Here is a 20,347-nt window from a genome sequence, read left to right on the forward strand (position 1 = left end):
AGCTAAGCTACCCGGTGGCCGTCGTCCGCATGACGGATCGTGTCGATTTGACGCCGGATTACCGTGGCCACGATGCGAGGGTCGGTATTGTCAGAGAATTCGCCGGTAAGGTCGTATCCGGTCACTTCGAATCGGCCGGCGTCATCGACCGCGGATCCCGACAGCCAGGCGACCTGGGAATCTCCCTCTCCGGGAATCTCCTCCGAGACCTGCACGGTGATATTTCCCTCGTCGGTCTCTCGAATGATCGAAGCTCTGAGCCTGGCTCCTCCTCGCGCCGGCAGCAGCCAGGTCGCGCCTTTGGCGACCTCTTCCGCGGTCACCCCGAGCAGTTCAGCAAGTTCAGCTTCGGACAGGATCATCAGCAAACTCCCCCTTTTGGGATGATGCCCCCAAACTGCGGCCGCGTCGAGACCCGGCTAACCGCCACGACCAAGGATAGCACAGCCAATGGTTAAGAACGTAGATCGTAGGGCAGTCCTTGGCGGTCTCGCCGCCGCTGGCGTGACGCTCGGCTGCGCAAGGGCCCAGAATCTGGTGATGCGGCCACCCGGATCGGGAACGGATCCGCGCTACATCCGCTATTCCCAGGCCGGACCCTATAGCGGAGGCGACAACCAGCGGGTCTTCACCATACCTGATCTGGGCTTCCGGGCCGCCGTGCACGTGCCACGGGCGGCCGAGGCATCGTTGGTTGTCTTCTCTCACGGCGCGCTTGCCGATCCGCAGGTTTATCGACCCCTGCTTAGCCACTGGACCTCTCACGGATTTGCGGTGGTAGCCCCGATCCATGATGACTCGGCGATCGAGCGTGGTCTGAGCGCCCGCCGAGAGGACCCTCACACCGGCACGCACTGGGAGCTTTCTCGGTTGCTCGGCGACCCCGAGTCCTGGCAGCTGCGCACCAACATGTGCTCGGATATCCTGAATGCGACCGAGGTGATCTCGAAGCTGACTGGCTGTCGCCTTCTAACAAAGCAGCCGATCATCGCTGGACACAGCCATGGGGCATATTGCGCGCAGCTGATCATGGGTGCCAGCGCCCAGGTTGGTGATGGCAAAACGCTCACCGCGACCGACAGTCGGTTCGCCGGCGGCATGTTCCTGTCTCCACAAGGCGAAGGCATCATGGGTCTTACGGAGACGTCCTGGGCTGGCCTGGACCGTCCAGGGCTGTCCGTGATCGCGGGTCACGAAATCGATACCAACGGCCAAGGGGTGAACGACAAGATGTCAGCGTTCCAGCGGTCCACGGCTCCCTACCAGCACCTGGCAGTCGAGCGGGATGGCGACAGGGACATGTTCACCGGCCAGGTGACGGCGACCACCCAAGATCAACAGATGCGCTTCGATGACCTGAAGGCTGTCACGACGGCTTTCCTGTTGGGTTATGTGCGCCACGAGGAAGCGGCGTTCGGTGACCTCTATGGTCAGTGGATGTCGATTGCGACGTCGAACCGGATGATGATGGCGAGCCGGTGAGTTTTGCCGCGTGGAGAAGCGAGCATTGCCAAACGGACCAAATTGGCGCGGAACGGCTGGTGCCAAACAAAGCTCAACGAAGTGCCCGCGGGCCCGGGCAACTAAAAGAGAACTTTTCTTTGTCAACGGTTGCCATGACAAGGCTGTACGGCGCCATTTTCCTTTCATCACAGTAAGCCATCGCCTGCCTCTGGGCCTGTTCACGGCGTGAATTCGCGAGTTCCTCATTGAACCGAGGGCCAGGGACGGGCGTTTTATCGAGGAATGACACCGCTATTCCACCGAAGAACACCAGCGAAAAGATGAAGACCGGCAAGGGATTTCGGGCGGTGGCATTGCTCAGGATCAAACTGAAGACTTTCAACATCGGAATTGGGTCCCGTACGGTGAGCAAGGATCCCCCAACATAACACCCGCCTGTTAAAGGCCGCTGTAGAGCGCGAGAGCAATTACACATTCAATATTTGCGAAGGATTAACTAGTCCTTCGGGCCGCCAGGTCGTTGCGCGCACCTATTGTCACGCCAGGCGCGCGTCAGTCGAAGCAAATTTGTTGACGAGAACCTGTGGACGGCAATCGAATCCTTGGAAATTGACTGGACCTCTCCGCCGAGCCGTGAGCACCTGACCCCGTCAACAAATTTGGAGCTGGCGTCTCGCCGGCCATATCGAAGGGGGCAATTCGTGAAGCGTTCTTTCCTCATCACCGCGGCGGTTTCCGTCCTTTTGGCGTCCCCGGCGCTCGCCGGTGATCTCGCGGCGGCTCCGCCGGAAGCGCCGATGGGATCCATCGTTGCGACCGCCCCTGCGGCTCCGCCCGCGCCGCCGCCGATCGTCAAGGCGGCTCCCCTTCCGACGGTGGATTGGACGGGCTCGTTCGTTTACGGCTTCGGCGCCTATGCCAACGGCGACGTCAGCGGTGACGACCGTAGCTTCACCGCTCTGAACCGCTCGCTCCGCCCGTCGACGGACGGCTTCCTCGGTGGCGTCGGCACCGGGTTCAACTATCAGTACAATCAGTGGATCTTCGGCGTCCTCGGCGACATCGGTGGTGGCCAGATCAACGGCAATCGCACCGATACCGGCGTGCTCTCTGCTGGCCAGGCCAACGGCTTCTTTGGTGTTCCCAACGGTACGTTTGGCGGTCCGACCTCCGTCTCGGCCCGTATCGAATCGTCGATGAACTGGATGTCCACGGTGCGTGGACGGATCGGCTGGAACTGGTTCGACTCGCCCTACATGTTCTACGGCACCGCCGGCGTAGCTTTCGGCGACATGAAGCTGCGCGCCAGCGCAACCGGCAACGACGGCATCAATCCGGCCCAGAGCTTCCTCCTTGTGGAAAGCAAGACGCTCGTCGGCTATGCGGTCGGCGGGGGCTTCGAGGCCATGCTCGATCGTAACTTCTCGGCAGGCGTCGAATACCTGTACACGAGCCTGCCCAAGGAGACCTACTTCTCGGGCAAGCTGTCGAGCCCGATCAGCGCCGGCTTGGACGTTCACCAGGTTCGCGTGAACCTCGGATACCATTTTTAGAGTCGTCTTTTCGAGAATCTAGTTCCGCTTCTAGGAGTTTTTGGGGATCTCCGAAGAAGTGGTTGGGGGCGGTCTCTTCAATGAGGCCGCGACTTGGGGCGGGGTACCGGGCCGCCGGAGGCGAAAGCTTCCGGCGGCCCACCTCTTTCAGCAGTCTTCGCTGTGGTCGTAGACGGACCTGAGCGTTTCGGGATCCATCTTCATGACGTCGCACTGGCGCCGCCCGTTCTTCCGGCTGTCGTTGGGCACTTTGATGATTCCGACCGTCGGCCGCTCGGTCCCGACTGAACTCGATACCGTCGTAGCCCCTCGCGAATTGAAGCCCTTCAGGCCAGCTCCCGCCGCGGGCTCCTGATATTGGAAAGCGGCCACGATGACACCCACCATTGAAAGCACGGCACAAGCGGCCGCAATCCACGGTCCCGGCGAGCTCTTCTGCTTCCGGACCGTGACGACGCGTTTCTGCACAGTTTGAGGCTGCTGGGTCGTGCCTCGACGCTCATGATAGCGGGTCAGGAAGACCTTGAACTCCCGGTCGATATCCACTGCGGTCATGTTGATCTCGGTGATCGCGGGCGGCGTGGTCTGACGGCCTGCCCGGTTGACCAAACGCTGATGAAATACGTCGGAGCCTCGGTCGGCCTCAACCTCGAACAGCATGATTGTGCCGTTACCGCCGACGATCGCGTCCTTCACGGCGTTGAAGCGCTTGTTGGCGGTGATCTGATCGCGATGCATCGAGTCCAGCCACCAGGTCTGACTTGCGGTATAGCCCTGACGGGTGAACTCCCTGAACGGCAGCGTCCAGACCACGTCGTAACGAACCGTGGTGGATGTCTTTGAAGTCGCCGATGTCTTCTTTGTCACCATGTAATCTAATCCTTGGATAGCCAACGTAATTCTCATGTGTTGAGATAGCGTTAATCGCCGTAAGGGAATTCTCCACAACCCGAAACTTGCTTTCTACCGCTGAACTGAATCCTTCTGAGGCGGGGGACAAACGTCACCCTCGGCAACCGCGGTGTTGCGACTTTCCAGCCGCTCTCTTAACCACCTCAATGTGAATTGCACGGGCAATCGCGCCGTTTAACTACTAGGATGGTTCGCCTTTCCCATGTTTGACCTGATCGAGATCGGCACCCAAGTTCGCGCAAATCGCAAGGCTATGAAACTGTCGCGCGACGAACTGGCGGCTTCTTGCCGCGTCCACCGGAATACGATCGCGTCTCTCGAGACCGGCAATGCCTCGGCCATCCAAGTCAATCTCCTGCTGCGGATCATGAATGCAGTCGGGCTCGATCTTCGCGCCACCGTGCTGAACGGCGGCCGGCCGACGCTGGAGGACGTTGCACGGGAAAATATCGAGTCGGAGGAGGAAGTCGGACATGCTCCGCGTATGGGCTGACGGTAAACCTGTTGGACTACTGGACCGGCATGGGCATCGAGGGGCGACCTTTGTCTATGATCGCGGGGTCGAACCGACAAATGCCGTTTCGCTGACGATGCCGGCCCGCTCAGCGTCGTGGAACTTCGACTTCGGCCTGCTACCGATCTTCGATATGAACCTCCCGGAAGGGGCTCTTCGCACGGAAATTCAGCGGCGTTTCGCCAAGGCGACCGGCTCGTTCGATGATTTCGATCTGATAGCGGTCGTTGGACGATCGCAGATTGGCCGTCTGCGACTGACCCCGCCGGACGTCGCGCTTGACGAGACCGTCCCCTTTACTGCGATCGACGAGATCCTGTCGTCGCGCCGTGGCAGCGATCTCTATGACTATCTCCTGGATCGATATGCCGGTGTGTCCGGCGCGTCCGGCGTCCAACCGAAGGTTCTCGCCCGAACCGGCGAAGAGAAAGACTCGAAGCTCACCGTCAAGGGCGCCACGCACATCGTCAAGGTCTGGAAGCCGGGTGAATTCCCGGAGCTCGCAGCCAATGAATGGTTTTGCCTGGAGGCTGCCCGCCGTGCTGGACTGGAGGTGCCGCGAAATGAGCTCTCGGCGGACGGCAGTGCTCTGGTCGTTGAGCGCTTCGACCTCAACGATGATGGCACCTACCGTGGCTTTGAGGATTTCTGCGTGCTCAATGCGCTGCAGACCCGCGACAAGTACAATGGAGGCTACGAGACGCGAATCTTTCGTCGCGCCGCTGAATACGTCGGCGCCGATCCCGCCTCTCGGCGGGCGACCCTGCGGGGCTTGTTCCGGCTTTTTGTTCTCAATTGCGCCGTCCAGAATGGTGACGCCCATTCGAAGAACTGGGGGTTGCTCTACGACGATGTCACTGGCGTCGCCCGTCTCGCCCCGGTCTATGACGTCGTCACCACCACGGTGTACGTTCCGAACGACAAGATGGCTCTGTCACTCGGCGGCTCGACGAACTGGCCGAATGTCAAAAAGCTCACCCAGCTCGGTCAGACCCGGTGCGACCTCACCCCGAAGGAAATTGGCGAGATACTCGAGCAGACCGCGGATGCGGTCACCGAGACAGCGCCCCGTCTTGCGGCCTGGTTTGCCGACCGCGGCGATCGGGACGAAGTAGGACGGCGAATGCTGATGGCCTGGGCCGACGGGGTTCGGCATAGCCTTGGCTTTGACGCCAGGTCTGTCTCTGTCCGGCCGATCGAGGAATTGCCCGCGCAGCCCTCGCCTTAAGGCTCAGCTGATCCGGACCTGGCCGCCTGAAGCGGACAGTGACGCTCCGGCGTGATGTGCAAATCCCGCGAGGGCTCCGCCGAATATGAACATTGCCACCAGGATGGCGATGAGGATGCTCACGCGCCGTGAGATCTGTGCGAAGGCCAGGATTTGATGAGCACCGAAGCCACAGAGCAATCCGCATACAGCGAACAGCATGATCATTATTGGAGGCATTTTCTTCTTGAACTCTAGTAGGAAGCCAAAGGACTCGACTATGGATGATGATTGTTATCCTTAACGTCGTCCTTGAGCCTTGTCATGAGAATTTGAGCTGCTTCCGCGACAAGATCCTCAACCGCTCCGGATTTCCATACGGCCTTGATCTGGTCCCTGCTGTTTGAGGAGAGGCGGAACTTCTCTTCGATCTCGTCAAACAGCAGGCGGGAGTACCCGCCGTCCGACAGGTAATACTCGCGCGAAGTGACGAACTTCGTGAGATCTTCAAAGAAGCTCGCCTGATTGTGCGCCATGTGCGCGGCATCGCTCACCGGCCTGCCGGTGAGCGTGCAGTCAATTCGGATCAGCAGTTCGCGCAGACGGTCGGCAGTCATTGTGTGTATTGGCTCGCGAGGTCGTTGGCGGTACCCCAGGTCCATTTCACCGAGGCGTTCCAGTCGGCAAAGCCCTGGTAGGGTTGCCAGGCTTGAGGCGGGGCGCCGATCGGGGATTGGTACATCCAGATCCACAGGTTGGCATCCGTGACGTTGCCGGTCATGGTGGCGCCGCCGCCAAAGCCCCCGCAGGCATCCGCCGGCTGCAACACAGGATCGCGCTTGATCACATCGGTGCCGGTATCGGTGTTCGGCACCACCGTCATGCTGCAGCCGATCGTCGTTGTGGCCGAGGCCTGGACCTGGTTTTTCCAGATGTCCCAAGTGTAGCGCTCCGTCAGGTTGGCTGCCCAGCGGTTCAGGTCGTGGTATTTAAAATTCTGCCACCAGCGCGCCGGCGACACTCCGTTCTGCTGGGTGGAAACGGGGTCGGCGTCGATCAGGCCCAACCCGAGCGTCGCAAATGCCTGGGCGCGGCGGTCGGCCTTGTTGAGGTCCGCGTCCGCAATGCAGTCGCCACCCCAGTACAGCATCAGCCACACCCACGCATCCGGGTTGGTCGGCAGGTCATAGATCGAGCTGTACGCCCCGCTCGAGAGACCCTGGGCGACCATCCAGGGCGAGACGTCATCGGCCGGCGGCAAAATCATGCAGACGGTTTTTCTGGGCGCCCGAGGTGCGGCCGACATAGGTGACGAGACGCGACCAGCCGAGCTGGTTGGTGGTGTCGGTAATACTCACGAGGTCATCGTCACACCAGTTCTCGCCGGTGGCCGAACAAAGCTTGGTGGCGGCCGCGTGCCAGAACACAGAGGGGTCAGTCCCTGGGTTGCGGTCGAGCACCACGATCGGGTAGCCGGCGATACCCTGCAGCGCGTTGATCAGGCTCAACGTCGCTCCTGTCATCGCGGATGTTAGTACCGAAGCCGCCATAACCCCTGCCCTCTCTGCTTTGCTATCGCAGCGCCTGGCTGCCGGCGCCGAAGATGTCCGAGTTGATCCGCGATCTAATGGCATCGGCAAACGCCTGATCGACCGCCGAGATGTCGGAGCGGTTCATGACGGCCGCAATGCCTTGCTCGAGCTCCGAAATCCCCTCGGCGCTCATACCGCTGCCTCGAATGTTTAATTGATTGAACCGGCGTATCACCATCTGCATGCGCTCGTGCGCGAGCCGCGGCGGAATGGCGAATCCGTCAATCTTCGCGACGACATCCGTCGAACGCTTCGGCTCCTTGTCATAATCTTCGCGCGCATCGGCAACGGCATTCACCACCTCCACGATGCGCGAGGTGATCCCAAACGTGCGCTCTTGCGGGATTTGGAATTTGCCGATGGCGTAGACCGCCAAGGCATTGGCGCAATCCGAGGCAAAGTTGGAGGCCGCTCGCAAATCCTTGGCGGACATTTCGAAGAGAGCTCCTCCGAAGACCTCGGCGGCATTGGAGGAGAACGATTTCGGCTCAAACCGCCAATCGAGTAGCTTCGGACAGGCCGGAATACGCATCACCGTTCTCGGGGTCTCGGCGGCATGTCGGACGGCTTGGGAAAAGCCTTCAATCACCGGCATGACGTAATTCCGCGCCTGGGTGATCTGGTCTTCCCAGTCCTTGTTCCACACTGTCGTGCCGTTCTTGCGAGACTGATAGGCGTCGCAAGCCTTGGCGGCCGTGAGGATACGGTCGAAATCCTCGGCCCGCCATTCGAGCGTGTTGCGACCGAGCACGTCCGACTGGAATGTCGACAGCTGGGTCCGGATCGACCATGATTGATTGGCTGCCAACACCTCGCATGCGCGCATTTCGGCCTGCGGCGACATGCCGGTCTGGGCCCTGGCGCCGCTCAAGAGCGCTGCTGACACGGCAAGGACAAGAATTGACGTCTTCCACATGGGGGGCCCCCTACATCTGAGGCGGCTTGGTAGCCGGATTCGGCGGTAGCGGGCTCTTCTGCGACTTTATCCCGATGGCCGATGTAACCTCGCCCATGAATGCCTCCTGGATGTACCTGCCGGCGTAGAGCGCCCCGGTTACCACGATCGCGGCGATGATGAGGACGCCGATCGTCCCTCTCGACCCTCTGATCCTTCTGGCCATGCGTCCCCCTAAGAATGCAAGGATTAGAATACAGAAACTACGGCGCGCCGAGACGACGAGCAAGGTGAGACGCCTCGCCCTCCCGCATTCTTTGATAGACGTCTTCCTTGCGTGCCATTTCCCGTCGGAAGAGCTCTTCGCCCGTCCGGTTCGGGAAGGCGCGTCCGTCATCGGTGACGAAGGCCAGTCCGCCGATCCTCTCCGGAGCCACGCCGGCCTCGTTGCCCACCCGGAAAACCGGTTCAGCGCCGCTCAGATGGCCGGCCAGGTGGGATAAATCCACGATCCAGTCGTCAATTCCGTTCGTGCTTTCCCAGTCCTCGCGATCAGCCTCGAGAAGCAGGCTGAGCTGGGTCTCGTCCATCCCGTTGACCAACCGCTGACGCTCGTGGATCCGGCGCGCGACCTCGTCCTGTAGGGCGGTGCCGGAATTGCGGGCGATTTCCACCGCAAAACCCTCGTGGAAGATCATGTGGCAATCGGAGCAAACCGCCATGAGCCGATTGAGTCGCTGGAGCCCGACGCCGGTCGACGGATCCTCGACCGTCCAGTTCCAGGTCTCATGGCATTCGACGGGGCCACGGTTGGTCGACTTCAGGACATTGCTTGCGAACCAGCCGCCTTTGCCGCCGCCGCCGCAGACAATGCAGCGACGTCCCGCGGATTCATAGGTGGCAAACCTTACCCGGTCCCAGGTCTCGCGGTCGAACATGGACCAGACGTTGTGCCGGGCGGCCCGCGCAGGGACCGGCGGAAAGTGCAGTTTGGCTCCGCCGGGCCTGTACGCGAGCGGCAACATGCGCGCGAAAGGCTTGAGATCGTCCTGGGGCGTCAGGAAGACCCGGCTGCCTGACGTCACGGTCGTGTCCACGTGAGCTCCCTTTTGCTGGGCCTGCCGTTCGAGCGAAAGAGGAATAGGGAGAAAGATCTTCACCTCGGGCTTGCGAACGACCGGCCTGATCGGAATGACCTTCGCGGCGTTCGACTTCACGCGAGCAACATCACGCTCGTGATCACGCCAATCCCGCAGGACCTCGATGAGTTGCTCGGCGATCGCGAGCAGATCGCGGACCTTCATCCGACCCTTGCTACGGGGCATGGTTGCAGCACTGGAGCATGCCGTTCGGACACGGGATTTAAGTTCAAAAGGCGGGATGCCGTACGCCGCGACCTCGATGGCATACTCTTCGAGCCGGCTGACGACCTCCAGGCACCTTCTCTCCAGGCGTGAAGCCGATGTCAGCTTCCGGTCAACGTCAGAAACCTTTTTGAGGCGCTCACCCCGGGTGATCCGCGCACTTTCCAACTGGCGGCGCGCCGGCCGGACCAACATGGGGCCAACCAGCGGAACTCGCTCAAACGGCGCCCGGAGGGCAACTGTCATCCTGGCTTCGCGCAGGGCGTCCGTGGCCTGGGCAAGCCGAAGCTGCGCGGCCTTGCGGTCTCGCTTGAACTTCCGACCAACGCCTCGCGCCTCGACGGCCACCGTCGAAATGACTGCGCCGAGTGCCGCGCAGGCTTCGGTCGCCCCAACGGCAAAGGCATTCGGCGCGTGTTTCATGGGTCCACCTTCTCCGGAACCTGGCAAGCGTCAATAGCCGGTAGTCCTCCGGAGCCGCGTTAACCCTGAGAATTTGATCGCACGCTTTGTGCGAAGGATTCGATAGCCGACCGCCTCATTTTGAGGACAACGACGGGGACAGTGTGGATACTTGTATTGACCCGTTGATCCACATGCGGCAACGATCCGGAACAACGCAGTGAGGGGGCTTCCAGAGCCGCCCAGGCGGGCTGGAGCAAGGAATGCGACATCGTTTGTCGATTGGGAATAAAGGATTCGTCTACGGTGTCTGCGTTGCCGCCCTGCTTCCATTGACGAGCGCGCGAAGCCAGGGCCCCAACGTAGCCATGCAGCCGCCGGCCCCGGTGGTGGCGCCGACATCACCCGCAGCCGCAACTCCCCTCCCCGTCGCACCGGCGACCATCAAGCCTGCGGTTCCGCCCTCGATGGAAGAGCGAGAGGATCCCTTTTCTCCGTCACCGACCGATGCCGAGCGCCGCGCCGAGGACGATCGCCGCGTTCGCGAGCTGGTCCAGCCGATGATCAATCAGATGCGCGATGCCATCAGCCAGGGCATGGGCGCTCAGATCGACCAGAGCATGCAGAAGGCGCTCGAAAGCATGAAGCGCCCGGAGGCCTCGATTCCCGGGGCGGGTCCGGGTGGCGCGGTAAAGGCTGGCGGTGAGCGCGCCGCCTCCCCCGAGCAGCAAAAGGAAGAGGAGGCTGAGGCGCGGGCTCAAGAGCAGTACGCCAAGGCGATGGCGCTCGTTGAAGATCCGGATCCGGCGAAGCGCAGCCTCGGGCGCGCGCTACTGGAGCAGTACGGCCGCAGAATCATGCCGCGCTGGTCGTCCGGCAGCGGCGTCTACTTCATCGGCTGCGTCAACAGGAAGCGGATGTACCGCGACAAGTTCGGCGACGTCTTTATTTCGGAATTCTGGTTCGACGGCTCTGCCGGTGCAGGAAATACAACAGGGGGTTCGGGTGTCACACAGACAACTGCCGCACGGCAGCCACAGCAGCGCGTCGCTTCGGGTGCTACGGGCGGGCATGGTTCGGCCCTGGCTGTCGATCCTTGCGCTGACTAGCATCGCGCTGGGTGGCTGCGCTCTTCCGAAGAGCGAGCAGTTGCCTTCGCCGACGGCGCTGAAAGACCAGCATGCGGCCAAGATGGCTCTTGACCAGGGCATTGCTGTCGAACGGATCCGCGTGCCCCGTGACAGCTTCAAGCCCAACCGGCTTGCGAGCCCGCTCCCGCTCAAGATGCGCTCGAAGCCCATTGAAGTGAAGTTCGGCGCCGGCGGAACGCTGGGCGACCTCGTGCAGTCGCTGTCCGTGCAGGACATCCAGATCGGTTTCAAGTTCAACGAGATCGCCGAAGGCGGATCGGGCGTAGGCGGGTATGGTCAGTCGGGAGGTTTCGGTTCGGGTGGCCGCAACAGCCGCAACAATGGGGGCATGAACGGGTTCGGATCCAATAATGGGTTCGGGAGCGGCGGTTTTGGCAACAGCGGCTTTGGAAATAGTGGGTACGGCGGTAACTACGGCTCCAATTCGTCTGGAAGCAACTACGGTCGTTCGAACTACGGCAGCTCGAACTACGGGTCCAATAGCTACGGCTCAACCACCTACGGCGGCGGTATCGGTAGTGGCAATGGTCTGTTCAACAACGGCAACCAATACGGCAGTGCGTTCGGGAATAACCGCCTCGGCGGCACGAACGGGCGCAACAATTCCAACGGCGGCTCGCTCCTTGGCGGCCGCGGCGTCGGTCAGGGCGTAGGTCAAGGACAGGTGGTCGACCGGCAAGAAGTGATGCTGCAGCGTCGGCTGCCGTTCACTCACTATTCAGGCACCGTTGGCGGCCTGATGGACTCCTTGCGGAAGGGCCTCGGCGTCGTGGTCAGCTACGAAGACGACATGGTGTTCGTCTCGGATCGCGAGAGATATTCGGTGACCCTGCCGCAGAACGAGGATGTCATCGGCGCGGTTGCCGATGAAATCCGATCGCTCGGCGGCGAAGGGATCGTCCCGTCGGTGCGTGGCGGCCGCATTATCTATTCCGCCTCCCCGGCAACCCAGGACTCGGTGATCGGGCCCTACCTCGATCGCCTCGCGCGCAATATGGCGGTCATCAACGTCCAGGCAGCCGTCGTTTCTCTGTCTTTGACCGACACGACATCGACCGGCTTTGACTGGTCGAAGTTCCAGGTGGCGCTCGAGGGTCGCAAGAGCCGTCTCACTCCCTCGACCAGCACCACGGACACCACGTCCAGCAACAGCACCAACGGCAATACCAACACCAACACGAATACCAACAGCAGCACCGGAACGAGCACGTCCGCCTGTTCGAACACCTTGCCGACGACTGGCTCTCCGCTCGATGCAACCGGTTTGTGCGCGATCGACCCCGGCTCGGTGGTCAATCTGAGCAACGCCGGCCTGGTGCTCGGGAAGACTTCGCTCGGCAATTATTTCGGGACCTACGGTGCCTTGTCGGTTGCGAGCGCGATCAATTTCCTCTCGCAGTTCGGCAACGCCAAGATCGATCAGAACGTACAGCTGAAGACCCTGTCAGGCACCGACGTGAACTTCCGATCGGGCCAGACCGTTCCCTACGTGTCTGGTGTTGCGGCAACCACGACCGCCAACTCATCGAACGTGACCGGCTCCTCGGCGACCGATAAGGTTGACACCGGTCTCACCGTCGCGATGACCCCGTATTACGACGCAGACACGCAGCTCGTAACCATGGAGGTGGCGCTCAGCCTGCGCTCGATCCTGCAGTTCGTGCAGCTGAACGCTGGTAATCAGCTCGGCACCTTCACGCAGCCCCTGACCCAGGACCAGGAGCTGACCGACATCGTGCGTACCCCCGCCGGTCGCACGATCGTCATCGGTGGCCTTCAGATCGACAATGAGCAGTTCAACGGCTCGGAGCCGGTTGGCCTGCGCAACCTCTTCGCTAACGCCGGCACCACTCCCGACGTTCTCTCGGGACGCAGCCAGCAGATCAAGCGCGACGCCCTGTTCGTCATTCTGCGCCCCACGGTGCAGGTCTTCGTGCCGGAGGGACGCTGATGGCGCTGTTCGCTTCCAAAGAAGCGGCTCCGGCCGAGAAGAAGCGTCGCCCGGCGGTGATCGAACCGCCGTTGACGGTCATCATCGGTTTTTCGCAGACGGGCTCGGCGCGCGACGCCGAGGGTGTCGCGAAGAGCTACATCAACAAGAACTTCGCGGCCGACATCTCATGGTATGCCGTGGCGCCGTTTTCAGGTGGCTATCTCCACGAAGTGCACCAGGGCGGTAACGGCATATCCTACCTTCCCGAAGTGCTCGAAGTGCTGAACGCCAATACGACTTCCGGCATTGCGCGCATTCCTAGTGGAACGCGGGTGATGGAGGTCTCAATGCGCGACGGCCGCCCGGTGCCGTTGCTCCTGTCGGAATCCGACTCCCGCCAGTTCCTATCCCATTCAGAGAACTTCCCCTTGCCGTCTGGCAAGATGAACGAAGCCGTCAAGTCCGGGCTGTTGTGGGTTCATGCCGGCATCGTCGGGATGGTCGTCGGAAGCGTCCTGCTGTTCGGGTCCATCGGCTACTACTTCATGTCCACCTCGAATGAAGTGTTATCGAAGCAGACCCCGCCCGAGCAGCTGCCTCACCGGCAGTGGGAAACGGTCCGAAGGTTGCGCACCGATCAGTACGTCAGCCGCCTGAAGTTCGAGAACAATCGTTGGTCGGTTGATTTTGCGGACTCGCCGGCAGATCCGGCGCGTTCCGTTGTTCGCGCTCCGGTGCAGCCGATACCCTCAACTGCCCCCGCGCCGCCCGCTCCGCCGTCGCCGCCCGCTGAACCGCCGCACACCCAGGCGCCTTCAGCTCCGAATGGTCAGATAACGGCTGTCCCGGCTGCACCCCTGCCTCTTGGTTCACCGGCCGCGACGCCACGTCCTTCCTTTCCAGCGTCGTCCATCGCTGTGATCAAGCAGCTTGGCCGCCCGATGGGGTCCACCCCTCCATCGACCGCATCGGCAACGCCTGCTGGTGCGCCTGGACCAATCTTGGCGCCAACACCTCAGCCGTCGGAGCCTAAGAAACCATGAAGACACGTCGTATCGTTCAGGGCCTGATCCTGCTCGCGGCGGGGGTCGTCTTTGGCGTAGTTGGCCTTTTGATCATCCACACTGCCAAGGACCAGACGCGGCTCGCGGAACAAAGCTTCCAGCGCGCCGAGGACACCTGCCGCGATAGCGCAAACTCGCTAGTGCGCTCGGTTGGCGGCCAAGGGCTGATCAAGGAAGTCAAGGACGGAGAAACCTGGGAGATCTCGTTGCGCTCGATTGGCGACAAGCGGATGGCGCTCGCCGATTCCTCCACGGTCGTTACCGCTTGTCCGACGAGGGCGCTCGAATACTACTGCCTGGGGCCGGCCTGTGGCCCGCAGGACAATCGACCCATCCATGCAGGCCGGCAGAACTCGGCGCTCATCATGCGGCTGACCTTGCGTCCCGAGGTCCCACTGGAACGCGTCGCCAAGCTGAACGCGCCGGCGGCAACGTCCGCGACCCCAGCACCAAATCTGCCTCCAGACGCGGCCCAACCCAAGCTTGCGCCGCGTCCGCCGCAGCCCGTCAAGCCGCCGGCACAGAACGTCCGCCCCCCTCTTCCTCAACAACAGCCCCGTACGATCGGCTCGCCGGCGGCTCTTAACGGAGTGATTTCACAATGATCCGGAACATGGTCGGCCGCGCGAACTTTTTCTCCATCGATTTCGATTCCAGGTCCGCCCGAATTGCGGACTGGGTTCTATCGGCAGCTTCGATTGCCTATGCCGTCTGGCTGCTTTGGAGCGGAGACACCACCTATGGCGTCGTTGCCTTCGCTATCGGCCTGATCGGCTGCTGGGCTTCCTGGTATCGCCCCCTCCCGCGGATCCAGCGCAAGCTGCGGTCTCGCTTTATCAAGCGTCGCGTCTGAGGCGGATCGATGAATCTGCATAGCCCACCGCCGCCTGAAATGCTGCCGGTCCCGGCCAGCGGTGGCATGCCCACGGCCAACAGGAAGCCTCTGCTTCTCGGTCAATATCTGCTGCAGAAGAATCTGATCTCCGCCGACGCTCTGCATTCAGCCTTGATGGAGCAGTCGGTCACCAACGACCGGCTTGGCGCCATCCTCGTTCGCACCGGTTTCCTTTCGTACAAGGACCTGATCGATGCGCTCCTGTACCTCGATCCTGCGCGCATTGCGACTGAACGCGTGGTACGCTCGCGGCTCGATCCAGGACTCCTTGAAGAACATCAGATCATCCTGACGGCCGAAACCGAGTCGGAAATCTACGTCTCAACGATGGGAAGCGAGGCGGTCGTCGCCGAGATCGTTCAGAAAGGTTATCCGGAAAAGAAGATCGTCTTTACGTCGTTCGCACCCGACAATCTCGATGACTTCGTCAATCGCGCCCGTGCGACGGCGTCCGTCAACGAAAGAGGAAGCGAAGACGAAACCCTTGATCGGCTGGTTCATCAAGCTATCTCAGAGGGCGCCTCCGACATCCACATCGAGCCGAAATACAAGTCGTATTCGGTCTTTTTCCGGCGCCTTGGCGTGCGCCGGCATGTCTATGAAGGCCGTATCGGCGAATATCAGACGATGACGGCGCAGATCAAGGACCGCTCCCGCATGGACCTTGCGGAACGCCGGCTCCCCCAGGACGGCGGCTTCCAGGTGGACTACGCGGGCAAACTGATCGACTTGCGCGTGGCCACAGTTCCGTCGGTCGAGGGCGAAAAGGCGGTGATCCGAGTTCTCGATCCCGACCGCGTGCAGCCACAGCTTTCCTCACTCGGGATCTCCCGCCTCGAAGAGTGGCGCAAGGGCTTCAACCAGATGTACGGGCTGTGCCTGTGCTGCGGCCCAACCGGTTCCGGCAAGACGACGACGCTCAACGCCACCGAACGCGAAGTCGACCGCTTCGGGCGCTCGATCTATACGGTTGAGGATCCGGTCGAATATCGGGTCGACTATGCAACTCAGGTCGCCATCAACGAGCAAGTGGATCTTAGTTGGGCGCGCGCGCTCCGAGCATTCATGCGTGCAGACCCTGATGTGATCGTTGTCGGCGAAATTCGTGACGAACTCACCGCCAAGATGGCTGTTCGGGCTGCCGACACGGGGCATCTCGTGCTCGCAACCCTGCACACCGGCGACATTATCGGCTCGATCTCGCGCCTGAGGGACCTCGACGTCCCGGAGAACCACCTGATCTACCTGCTCCGCTCAGTGCTGGTGCAGAACCTCGTGCGAGGGGTCTGTCAGACCTGTCGCGGCACCGACCCGCATAAGAAAGCAGAGCCGGATTGCCCGAAATGCTTCGGAACCGGATACTCGCATCGCACAATCGTCTCCGAATGCGCCACCTTCTCCGACGCGGAAGACTGGCTACGGGTGATCGAAGGCCACCGCTCGTGGCCGACCAAGCTCGACGATGCCATGGCAAAGCTTGACCAAGGACTCGTTGACGAACCGGAGCTGCGACGCGTATTCGGTTCAGCGATCGATACCTGGCGGCAGAAGAGAGGGCTCAAAGAGCTCCGGTAAGGGTTGGTAATTTCGAGATGGCCCAGTTGCTACTCACCGTTCTTGCAGTTGCGCTGTTGGCCATCGTCGCCACGGTGGGCATTTCCTACATCAACTACGGCACGGCACGCGCGCAAATGGTTGCCCAGATGGCATCCAGCGGCTTCTTGGCCTGGGAGCAGGCCTACGTCACGTATCGCGTCGCAAATCGCGCCTCACCGGCGACTTCCGATGAGCTCGCTCCCTACCTGGCAATCCGCAGCGTCAAGGCGCCGGTTGGTTTCTCCTGGACTTTCGGTTCGGATGGCAGCGGAGCCTTCGTCTGCCTTTTTGGCAATGTCCAGTCGGACGTCGAGTATGATGGGCTCCTGCGACTGGGCAATCCGGCCTCATCGACATCCGTTCTTCCGTCGGGGTCGATTTCCCTCGGCCAGACTTGCGGGAGCAATGCCTCCGCATCGGCGGGTCAGCCCCTGGCTGTCACCTACCGGCTGACAAATTGAGGCAAGCATGAGTCGCTATCTCGCACGCGTAATCACCCGCAATGGGGTCGAGCTTCTGGAATTGCAGGCGTCCGAGCGCTCGCAGGCCGAACGCTTGGCCGCACGCAAGGGCACGGTGCTAGACGTCAGGAAGCGCCGTGGCTTCGATTTGTCCCCCGGCATGAACGCGGCTGACCGTTATACCTTCATGGTGCGGCTATCGACCATGCTTGGGTCGAAGGTCGGCACGGCGGAATCATTGCGACTTCTCTCGCAGAACTTCGGCGGGACGATCCGCAAGGCCGCTAAAAGCATGCTGACCCGGGTCGAGTCGGGGTACGATCTGCCAACGGCAATGGAGTTCGACAGAAAGAACTTCCCCGCCACGCTGACGGCCCTGGTGAAAGCCGGAGGCGCCGGCGGGCAAACCTGGCGCGCCCTGAAGGACGCCGCAGACTTCGAATACAAGCTTTCCCAGCTTCGCAAATCGTCGAACAAGGGCATCTGGTCCGCGCTGATCTCATTCTTGATCGCCGGAGTACTCATGGTCACGACGACGCAGATCTTCGGCCCCTGGGTGCTCGACAATCCGATGTTCGCGGGTAGCGCTGACGTCCAGGTAAAATGGGTCGAGACCGCCGGAAACATCCTGACTGTCGTGATGGCCGTAATGCTGGCGGTCCTCGGCGGCTTTGTGTGGATGGCGACGATCGGGCGTCAGCTGTTCCCGAACTTCTTCGACCAGATCATCGTGAAGATCCCGTACTATCGAGAACTCGTCCTCGCGCAGAACAATTATGTCACGCTCTACAAACTCGGCTTGCTGGTCAGATCGGGGGTGCGGATCGAAGAATCCCTCCAGCTTACGTGGGAGGGCTGTCCGCGCGGCGCGCTGAGGACCGACCTGCAGAATGCGCTGACTGCGGTTCGCGGCGGCCGTTCCTGGGGCGCGACGATGGTCACCCTGCACTCCACCGACCGCGCCGCTCTTTCCGCGTCGGCCGATCGGGACGATGTGGCGCGCACGCTGGATGTCTTGGCTACCCAATACCGTGACATCTACGTTCAGCGCATCTCGTCGTTTTCCCCGGCGCTGCAGCTCGTAGCCGCTCTCTTCATGTCGCTAGCATCGGGCGTCCTGTTCGGTGAAACAGTACTGCCGATGCTTCAACTTTCCGCCGGCATAGCCGCCGGTCATTGAGCATTCCGCTCGGGAGCGACGGCTAGCCCCGTGGCCCGCTTATCTATCCGCACATCGCGACCACTTTCCCGTCAGACGCCATACCGGGCGACGCCGAAGTCGACGGCCGACCGGTCCGGCGGCGACCAACACAACGAGCTGTCCACAAACGGGATCAGATCAAGTCAGGTCGCCCTGGTGCCGAAACGGTCAGCCCGGATTCAGTGAATATCCGATCACGCTCTACCTTGCAGTGGAAGGCCGGTAGTCCGCGAGACCCTCATTGGAGTCTCGGTGCATCTCGCCCGCTTGAGCTGCTGGAGCGCGTGGTGCGGAAAATTTCGCCGGCGCGCGGTTAGTTGGTTTCGCCAGATTGGCCGCATCGATCGCCGGTCAGCCGCGGCTATGCCTCTCAAGCTTCCCTCGGGTCACCTTTCTTGTGGCGACAAAATCGTTCTTTCCACGACGTCCGCGCCATATTTTTTTCACCGTTGCTCAGGGCTTGAAGATAATCAAATCCTTGGAAAAATCCGTGTCTGTTCTGTGACTTGCACCTCTCCACAAAGATATTTTGCCTGTCGCAATCTGCCAACATACTGAAAATACGGCTTTTTCTGACAATTGGCCGCTTGACTTTAAGGCGACGTTAAACGAATCCTTGAAGCCAGAGAGATGCACGTCCAAGGAATTCTCCGGCCGACGCTAACGCAACTCTCGCCAACCCGGACCGTAGATACGGTTCGCCATTGAGAGGACTTCCACAACATGTTCCAGCTGATCGTCTCCGTCATCGCGATTGCCCTGGTTGCCATTCTGGCCGCTGCTTCGATCTACTACGGTGGTTCGGCGTTCACGTCGTCCAACACCAAGGGTGCGGTGGCTGCCCTGATCAACTCGGGTGAGCAGATCGCCGGCGCGAACGCGCTCTACAAGGTCGACAACACGGTCGACGTTGACACCATCGATCACCTGCAGCCGGTCTACCTCGCTGCTGCGCCGACCGCTCCGAAGTTCGCTTCGGGCGCCTGGACGATCACTCCGGCTGTGACCGGTACGACCCCCGTCGCCGGCTTTGCGTCGATCGATCTGTCGACCACCAACGCCTCGACCGCTGACCAGGTTTGCGCCGAAGTCGTGAACCAGGGCGGCAGCGACGACCGCACCGGCACGTCGGCTGCTCCGAGCAAGGTGTTCGGCTGCGTCAAGGTGGGCGGCGTGGCTGCCTTCGCCTATAAAATGTGACAACTTTACTCGATTTCGATCGAGTGGAGCTGAGATCAGGAAGGCGGGCTTCGGCCCGCCTTTTTCTTTCTAGGCTTGATTGCTGGAGCGACAAACGAATCCTTGGATGGCGACGCCGAATGTGGCTATTGTCTGTTGAAGGTAAGGAATCGTTAGCATAGCATCGGACTCTACCGGGCGACCTGCGACGGCTGCCCCGCGAACGGAGAAGCACAATGTTTCAGTTGGTTACCGGCGTCATCGCCATCATTCTGGCTGCGCTCTGCGCTATCATGGCGCTGTGGTACGGCGGATCGGTCTTCACCGACAATTCCGGCAAGGCGATGTACGCCAAGTACCTGAACGGTGGTCAGCAGATCCAGGCAGCTGTGCAGCTCTACACAAGCCAGAACGGGGTCTTCCCGAGTGGCACCAGTCAGCAGATTTTGAACTCGCTGATTGACGGGAATTACCTGTCGCAGATCCCGGATGGCAGGTGGATCATTCAGGAAGACAAGTTGGTCCGTGAGTTGCAGACTAATGATCAATGTAAGGCGATCAATGTCGCCGCGAACTACGACCCTTCGACTTTGCCGGCTGGAATGAATGGTTGCCCGCCCTGCGCCGATGACGCGTACAAGACCTGGCCCGCCTGTAATTCCCCCACCCAGTTCTGATTGGCTTCGCCTCAGATTTTAGACGACGACACCGACAAGAGACGACGAATAAAACCTCCGGTCGCTCTTAAGACCCCTCAGGATGCCCCCTGAGGGGTCTTTTTCATAGGTCTACCGAAGACCGCCTTATCGCTCTCCGGTACGAAGGATTTGATAGAAAGAGATAGATACGACGGACGCAATATTTCGAGCCGTGCGCTCGAAGATTTCGGCTATTCTGGCGTGTAACCTCGGGCCACCGCATCGGGCTTCAGGTTGCCCCCACGGCCGCAATGAGATCGAAACCG

Annotated in this window: 24 protein-coding genes; 14 read left to right on the forward strand and 10 right to left on the reverse strand. The window is 61.1% G+C overall.

What is annotated here, in order from left to right; all coding sequences use genetic code 11:
* Positions 1-2: 2 nt before the first annotated feature.
* Complete coding sequence (locus tag ACVIGB_RS01885) at positions 3-362, reverse strand: hypothetical protein (RefSeq protein WP_456717356.1); 360 nt, start codon at positions 360-362, stop codon at positions 3-5.
* Between the two features lie 88 nt (positions 363-450).
* Here ACVIGB_RS01885 and ACVIGB_RS01890 point away from each other — a divergent pair, with 88 nt between their 5' ends.
* Positions 451-1,482, forward strand: a complete 1,032-nt coding sequence (locus ACVIGB_RS01890) for an alpha/beta hydrolase family protein (protein WP_456717355.1) — start codon at positions 451-453, stop codon at positions 1,480-1,482.
* A gap of 73 nt (positions 1,483-1,555) precedes the next feature.
* Here ACVIGB_RS01890 and ACVIGB_RS01895 read toward each other — a convergent pair whose 3' ends face one another.
* Positions 1,556-1,849, reverse strand: a complete 294-nt coding sequence (locus ACVIGB_RS01895; RefSeq protein ID WP_456717354.1) for a hypothetical protein — start codon at positions 1,847-1,849, stop codon at positions 1,556-1,558.
* Between the two features lie 148 nt (positions 1,850-1,997).
* On the opposite strand from ACVIGB_RS01895, the gene ACVIGB_RS01900 reads away from it, so the two are divergent.
* Positions 1,998-3,017, forward strand: coding sequence for an outer membrane protein (locus ACVIGB_RS01900; protein WP_456717353.1), 1,020 nt, complete (start codon positions 1,998-2,000; stop codon positions 3,015-3,017).
* 147 nt (positions 3,018-3,164) lie between these two features.
* Here ACVIGB_RS01900 and ACVIGB_RS01905 read toward each other — a convergent pair whose 3' ends face one another.
* Positions 3,165-3,887: a hypothetical protein gene (locus ACVIGB_RS01905; RefSeq protein WP_456717352.1), complete on the reverse strand. Its 723-nt coding sequence runs from the start codon at positions 3,885-3,887 to the stop codon at positions 3,165-3,167.
* Between the two features lie 244 nt (positions 3,888-4,131).
* On the opposite strand from ACVIGB_RS01905, the gene ACVIGB_RS01910 reads away from it, so the two are divergent.
* Complete coding sequence (locus ACVIGB_RS01910; RefSeq protein WP_456717351.1) at positions 4,132-4,422, forward strand: helix-turn-helix domain-containing protein; 291 nt, start codon at positions 4,132-4,134, stop codon at positions 4,420-4,422.
* Positions 4,403-5,671, forward strand: coding sequence for a type II toxin-antitoxin system HipA family toxin (locus ACVIGB_RS01915; protein ID WP_456717350.1), 1,269 nt, complete (start codon positions 4,403-4,405; stop codon positions 5,669-5,671). Before ACVIGB_RS01910 ends, ACVIGB_RS01915 begins: the two co-directional genes overlap by 20 nt.
* A 3-nt stretch (positions 5,672-5,674) precedes the next feature.
* Here ACVIGB_RS01915 and ACVIGB_RS01920 read toward each other — a convergent pair whose 3' ends face one another.
* The 7 genes from ACVIGB_RS01920 to ACVIGB_RS01950 form a co-directional block, all read right to left on the reverse strand.
* Positions 5,675-5,878 carry a hypothetical protein gene (locus tag ACVIGB_RS01920; protein WP_456717349.1) on the reverse strand — a complete coding sequence of 68 codons (204 nt, stop codon included), beginning with the start codon at positions 5,876-5,878 and terminating at the stop codon, positions 5,675-5,677.
* A gap of 50 nt (positions 5,879-5,928) precedes the next feature.
* A complete protein-coding gene (locus ACVIGB_RS01925) occupies positions 5,929-6,267 on the reverse strand; it encodes a hypothetical protein (protein ID WP_456717348.1) in 339 nt (112 codons plus the stop codon).
* Positions 6,264-6,917: a hypothetical protein gene (locus ACVIGB_RS01930; protein WP_456749077.1), complete on the reverse strand. Its 654-nt coding sequence runs from the start codon at positions 6,915-6,917 to the stop codon at positions 6,264-6,266. The genes ACVIGB_RS01925 and ACVIGB_RS01930 overlap by 4 nt, the downstream gene beginning before the upstream one ends.
* Positions 6,895-7,158 (reverse strand): hypothetical protein, encoded by a 264-nt coding sequence (locus tag ACVIGB_RS01935; RefSeq protein ID WP_456749078.1) that lies wholly within the window; start codon positions 7,156-7,158, stop codon positions 6,895-6,897. Before ACVIGB_RS01935 ends, ACVIGB_RS01930 begins: the two co-directional genes overlap by 23 nt.
* 64 nt (positions 7,159-7,222) lie before the next feature.
* Positions 7,223-7,837, reverse strand: a complete 615-nt coding sequence (locus ACVIGB_RS01940) for a hypothetical protein (protein WP_456717346.1) — start codon at positions 7,835-7,837, stop codon at positions 7,223-7,225.
* A gap of 331 nt (positions 7,838-8,168) precedes the next feature.
* Positions 8,169-8,363, reverse strand: a complete 195-nt coding sequence (locus tag ACVIGB_RS01945) for a hypothetical protein (protein WP_456717345.1) — start codon at positions 8,361-8,363, stop codon at positions 8,169-8,171.
* A 37-nt stretch (positions 8,364-8,400) separates the two neighbouring features.
* Complete coding sequence (locus ACVIGB_RS01950; protein WP_456717344.1) at positions 8,401-9,924, reverse strand: hypothetical protein; 1,524 nt, start codon at positions 9,922-9,924, stop codon at positions 8,401-8,403.
* A gap of 446 nt (positions 9,925-10,370) precedes the next feature.
* Between ACVIGB_RS01950 and ACVIGB_RS01955 the strand changes: the two genes are divergently transcribed.
* The 10 genes from ACVIGB_RS01955 to ACVIGB_RS02000 all read left to right on the forward strand — a co-directional run bounded on the left by ACVIGB_RS01955 (position 10,371) and on the right by ACVIGB_RS02000 (position 20,060).
* Positions 10,371-11,012: a hypothetical protein gene (locus tag ACVIGB_RS01955; protein WP_456717343.1), complete on the forward strand. Its 642-nt coding sequence runs from the start codon at positions 10,371-10,373 to the stop codon at positions 11,010-11,012.
* Positions 10,975-13,005, forward strand: coding sequence for a type II secretion system protein GspD (locus ACVIGB_RS01960; protein ID WP_456717342.1), 2,031 nt, complete (start codon positions 10,975-10,977; stop codon positions 13,003-13,005). The genes ACVIGB_RS01955 and ACVIGB_RS01960 overlap by 38 nt, the downstream gene beginning before the upstream one ends.
* The gene (locus ACVIGB_RS01965; RefSeq protein ID WP_456717341.1) at positions 13,005-14,030 is read left to right on the forward strand and encodes a hypothetical protein; all 1,026 of its coding nucleotides are present in this window, start codon (positions 13,005-13,007) and stop codon (positions 14,028-14,030) included. Before ACVIGB_RS01960 ends, ACVIGB_RS01965 begins: the two co-directional genes overlap by 1 nt.
* On the forward strand, positions 14,027-14,656 hold the full coding sequence (locus tag ACVIGB_RS01970) for a hypothetical protein (RefSeq protein ID WP_456717340.1): 630 nt from the start codon (positions 14,027-14,029) through the stop codon (positions 14,654-14,656). Before ACVIGB_RS01965 ends, ACVIGB_RS01970 begins: the two co-directional genes overlap by 4 nt.
* An 8-nt stretch (positions 14,657-14,664) precedes the next feature.
* Positions 14,665-14,904, forward strand: a complete 240-nt coding sequence (locus ACVIGB_RS01975) for a hypothetical protein (RefSeq protein WP_456717339.1) — start codon at positions 14,665-14,667, stop codon at positions 14,902-14,904.
* A gap of 9 nt (positions 14,905-14,913) precedes the next feature.
* On the forward strand, positions 14,914-16,521 hold the full coding sequence (locus tag ACVIGB_RS01980; protein WP_456717338.1) for a GspE/PulE family protein: 1,608 nt from the start codon (positions 14,914-14,916) through the stop codon (positions 16,519-16,521).
* Between the two features lie 17 nt (positions 16,522-16,538).
* Positions 16,539-17,003: a hypothetical protein gene (locus ACVIGB_RS01985; RefSeq protein WP_456717337.1), complete on the forward strand. Its 465-nt coding sequence runs from the start codon at positions 16,539-16,541 to the stop codon at positions 17,001-17,003.
* 7 nt (positions 17,004-17,010) lie between these two features.
* Complete coding sequence (locus ACVIGB_RS01990) at positions 17,011-18,183, forward strand: type II secretion system F family protein (protein ID WP_456717336.1); 1,173 nt, start codon at positions 17,011-17,013, stop codon at positions 18,181-18,183.
* A 744-nt stretch (positions 18,184-18,927) separates the two neighbouring features.
* Entirely contained in the window at positions 18,928-19,404 is a 477-nt protein-coding gene (locus tag ACVIGB_RS01995; protein ID WP_456717335.1) for a hypothetical protein, read from the forward strand.
* A 215-nt stretch (positions 19,405-19,619) separates the two neighbouring features.
* A complete protein-coding gene (locus ACVIGB_RS02000; protein WP_456717334.1) occupies positions 19,620-20,060 on the forward strand; it encodes a type II secretion system protein in 441 nt (146 codons plus the stop codon).
* The last annotated feature ends 287 nt before the right edge of the window (positions 20,061-20,347 follow it).

The organism is Bradyrhizobium sp. USDA 4341 (assembly GCF_054063755.1).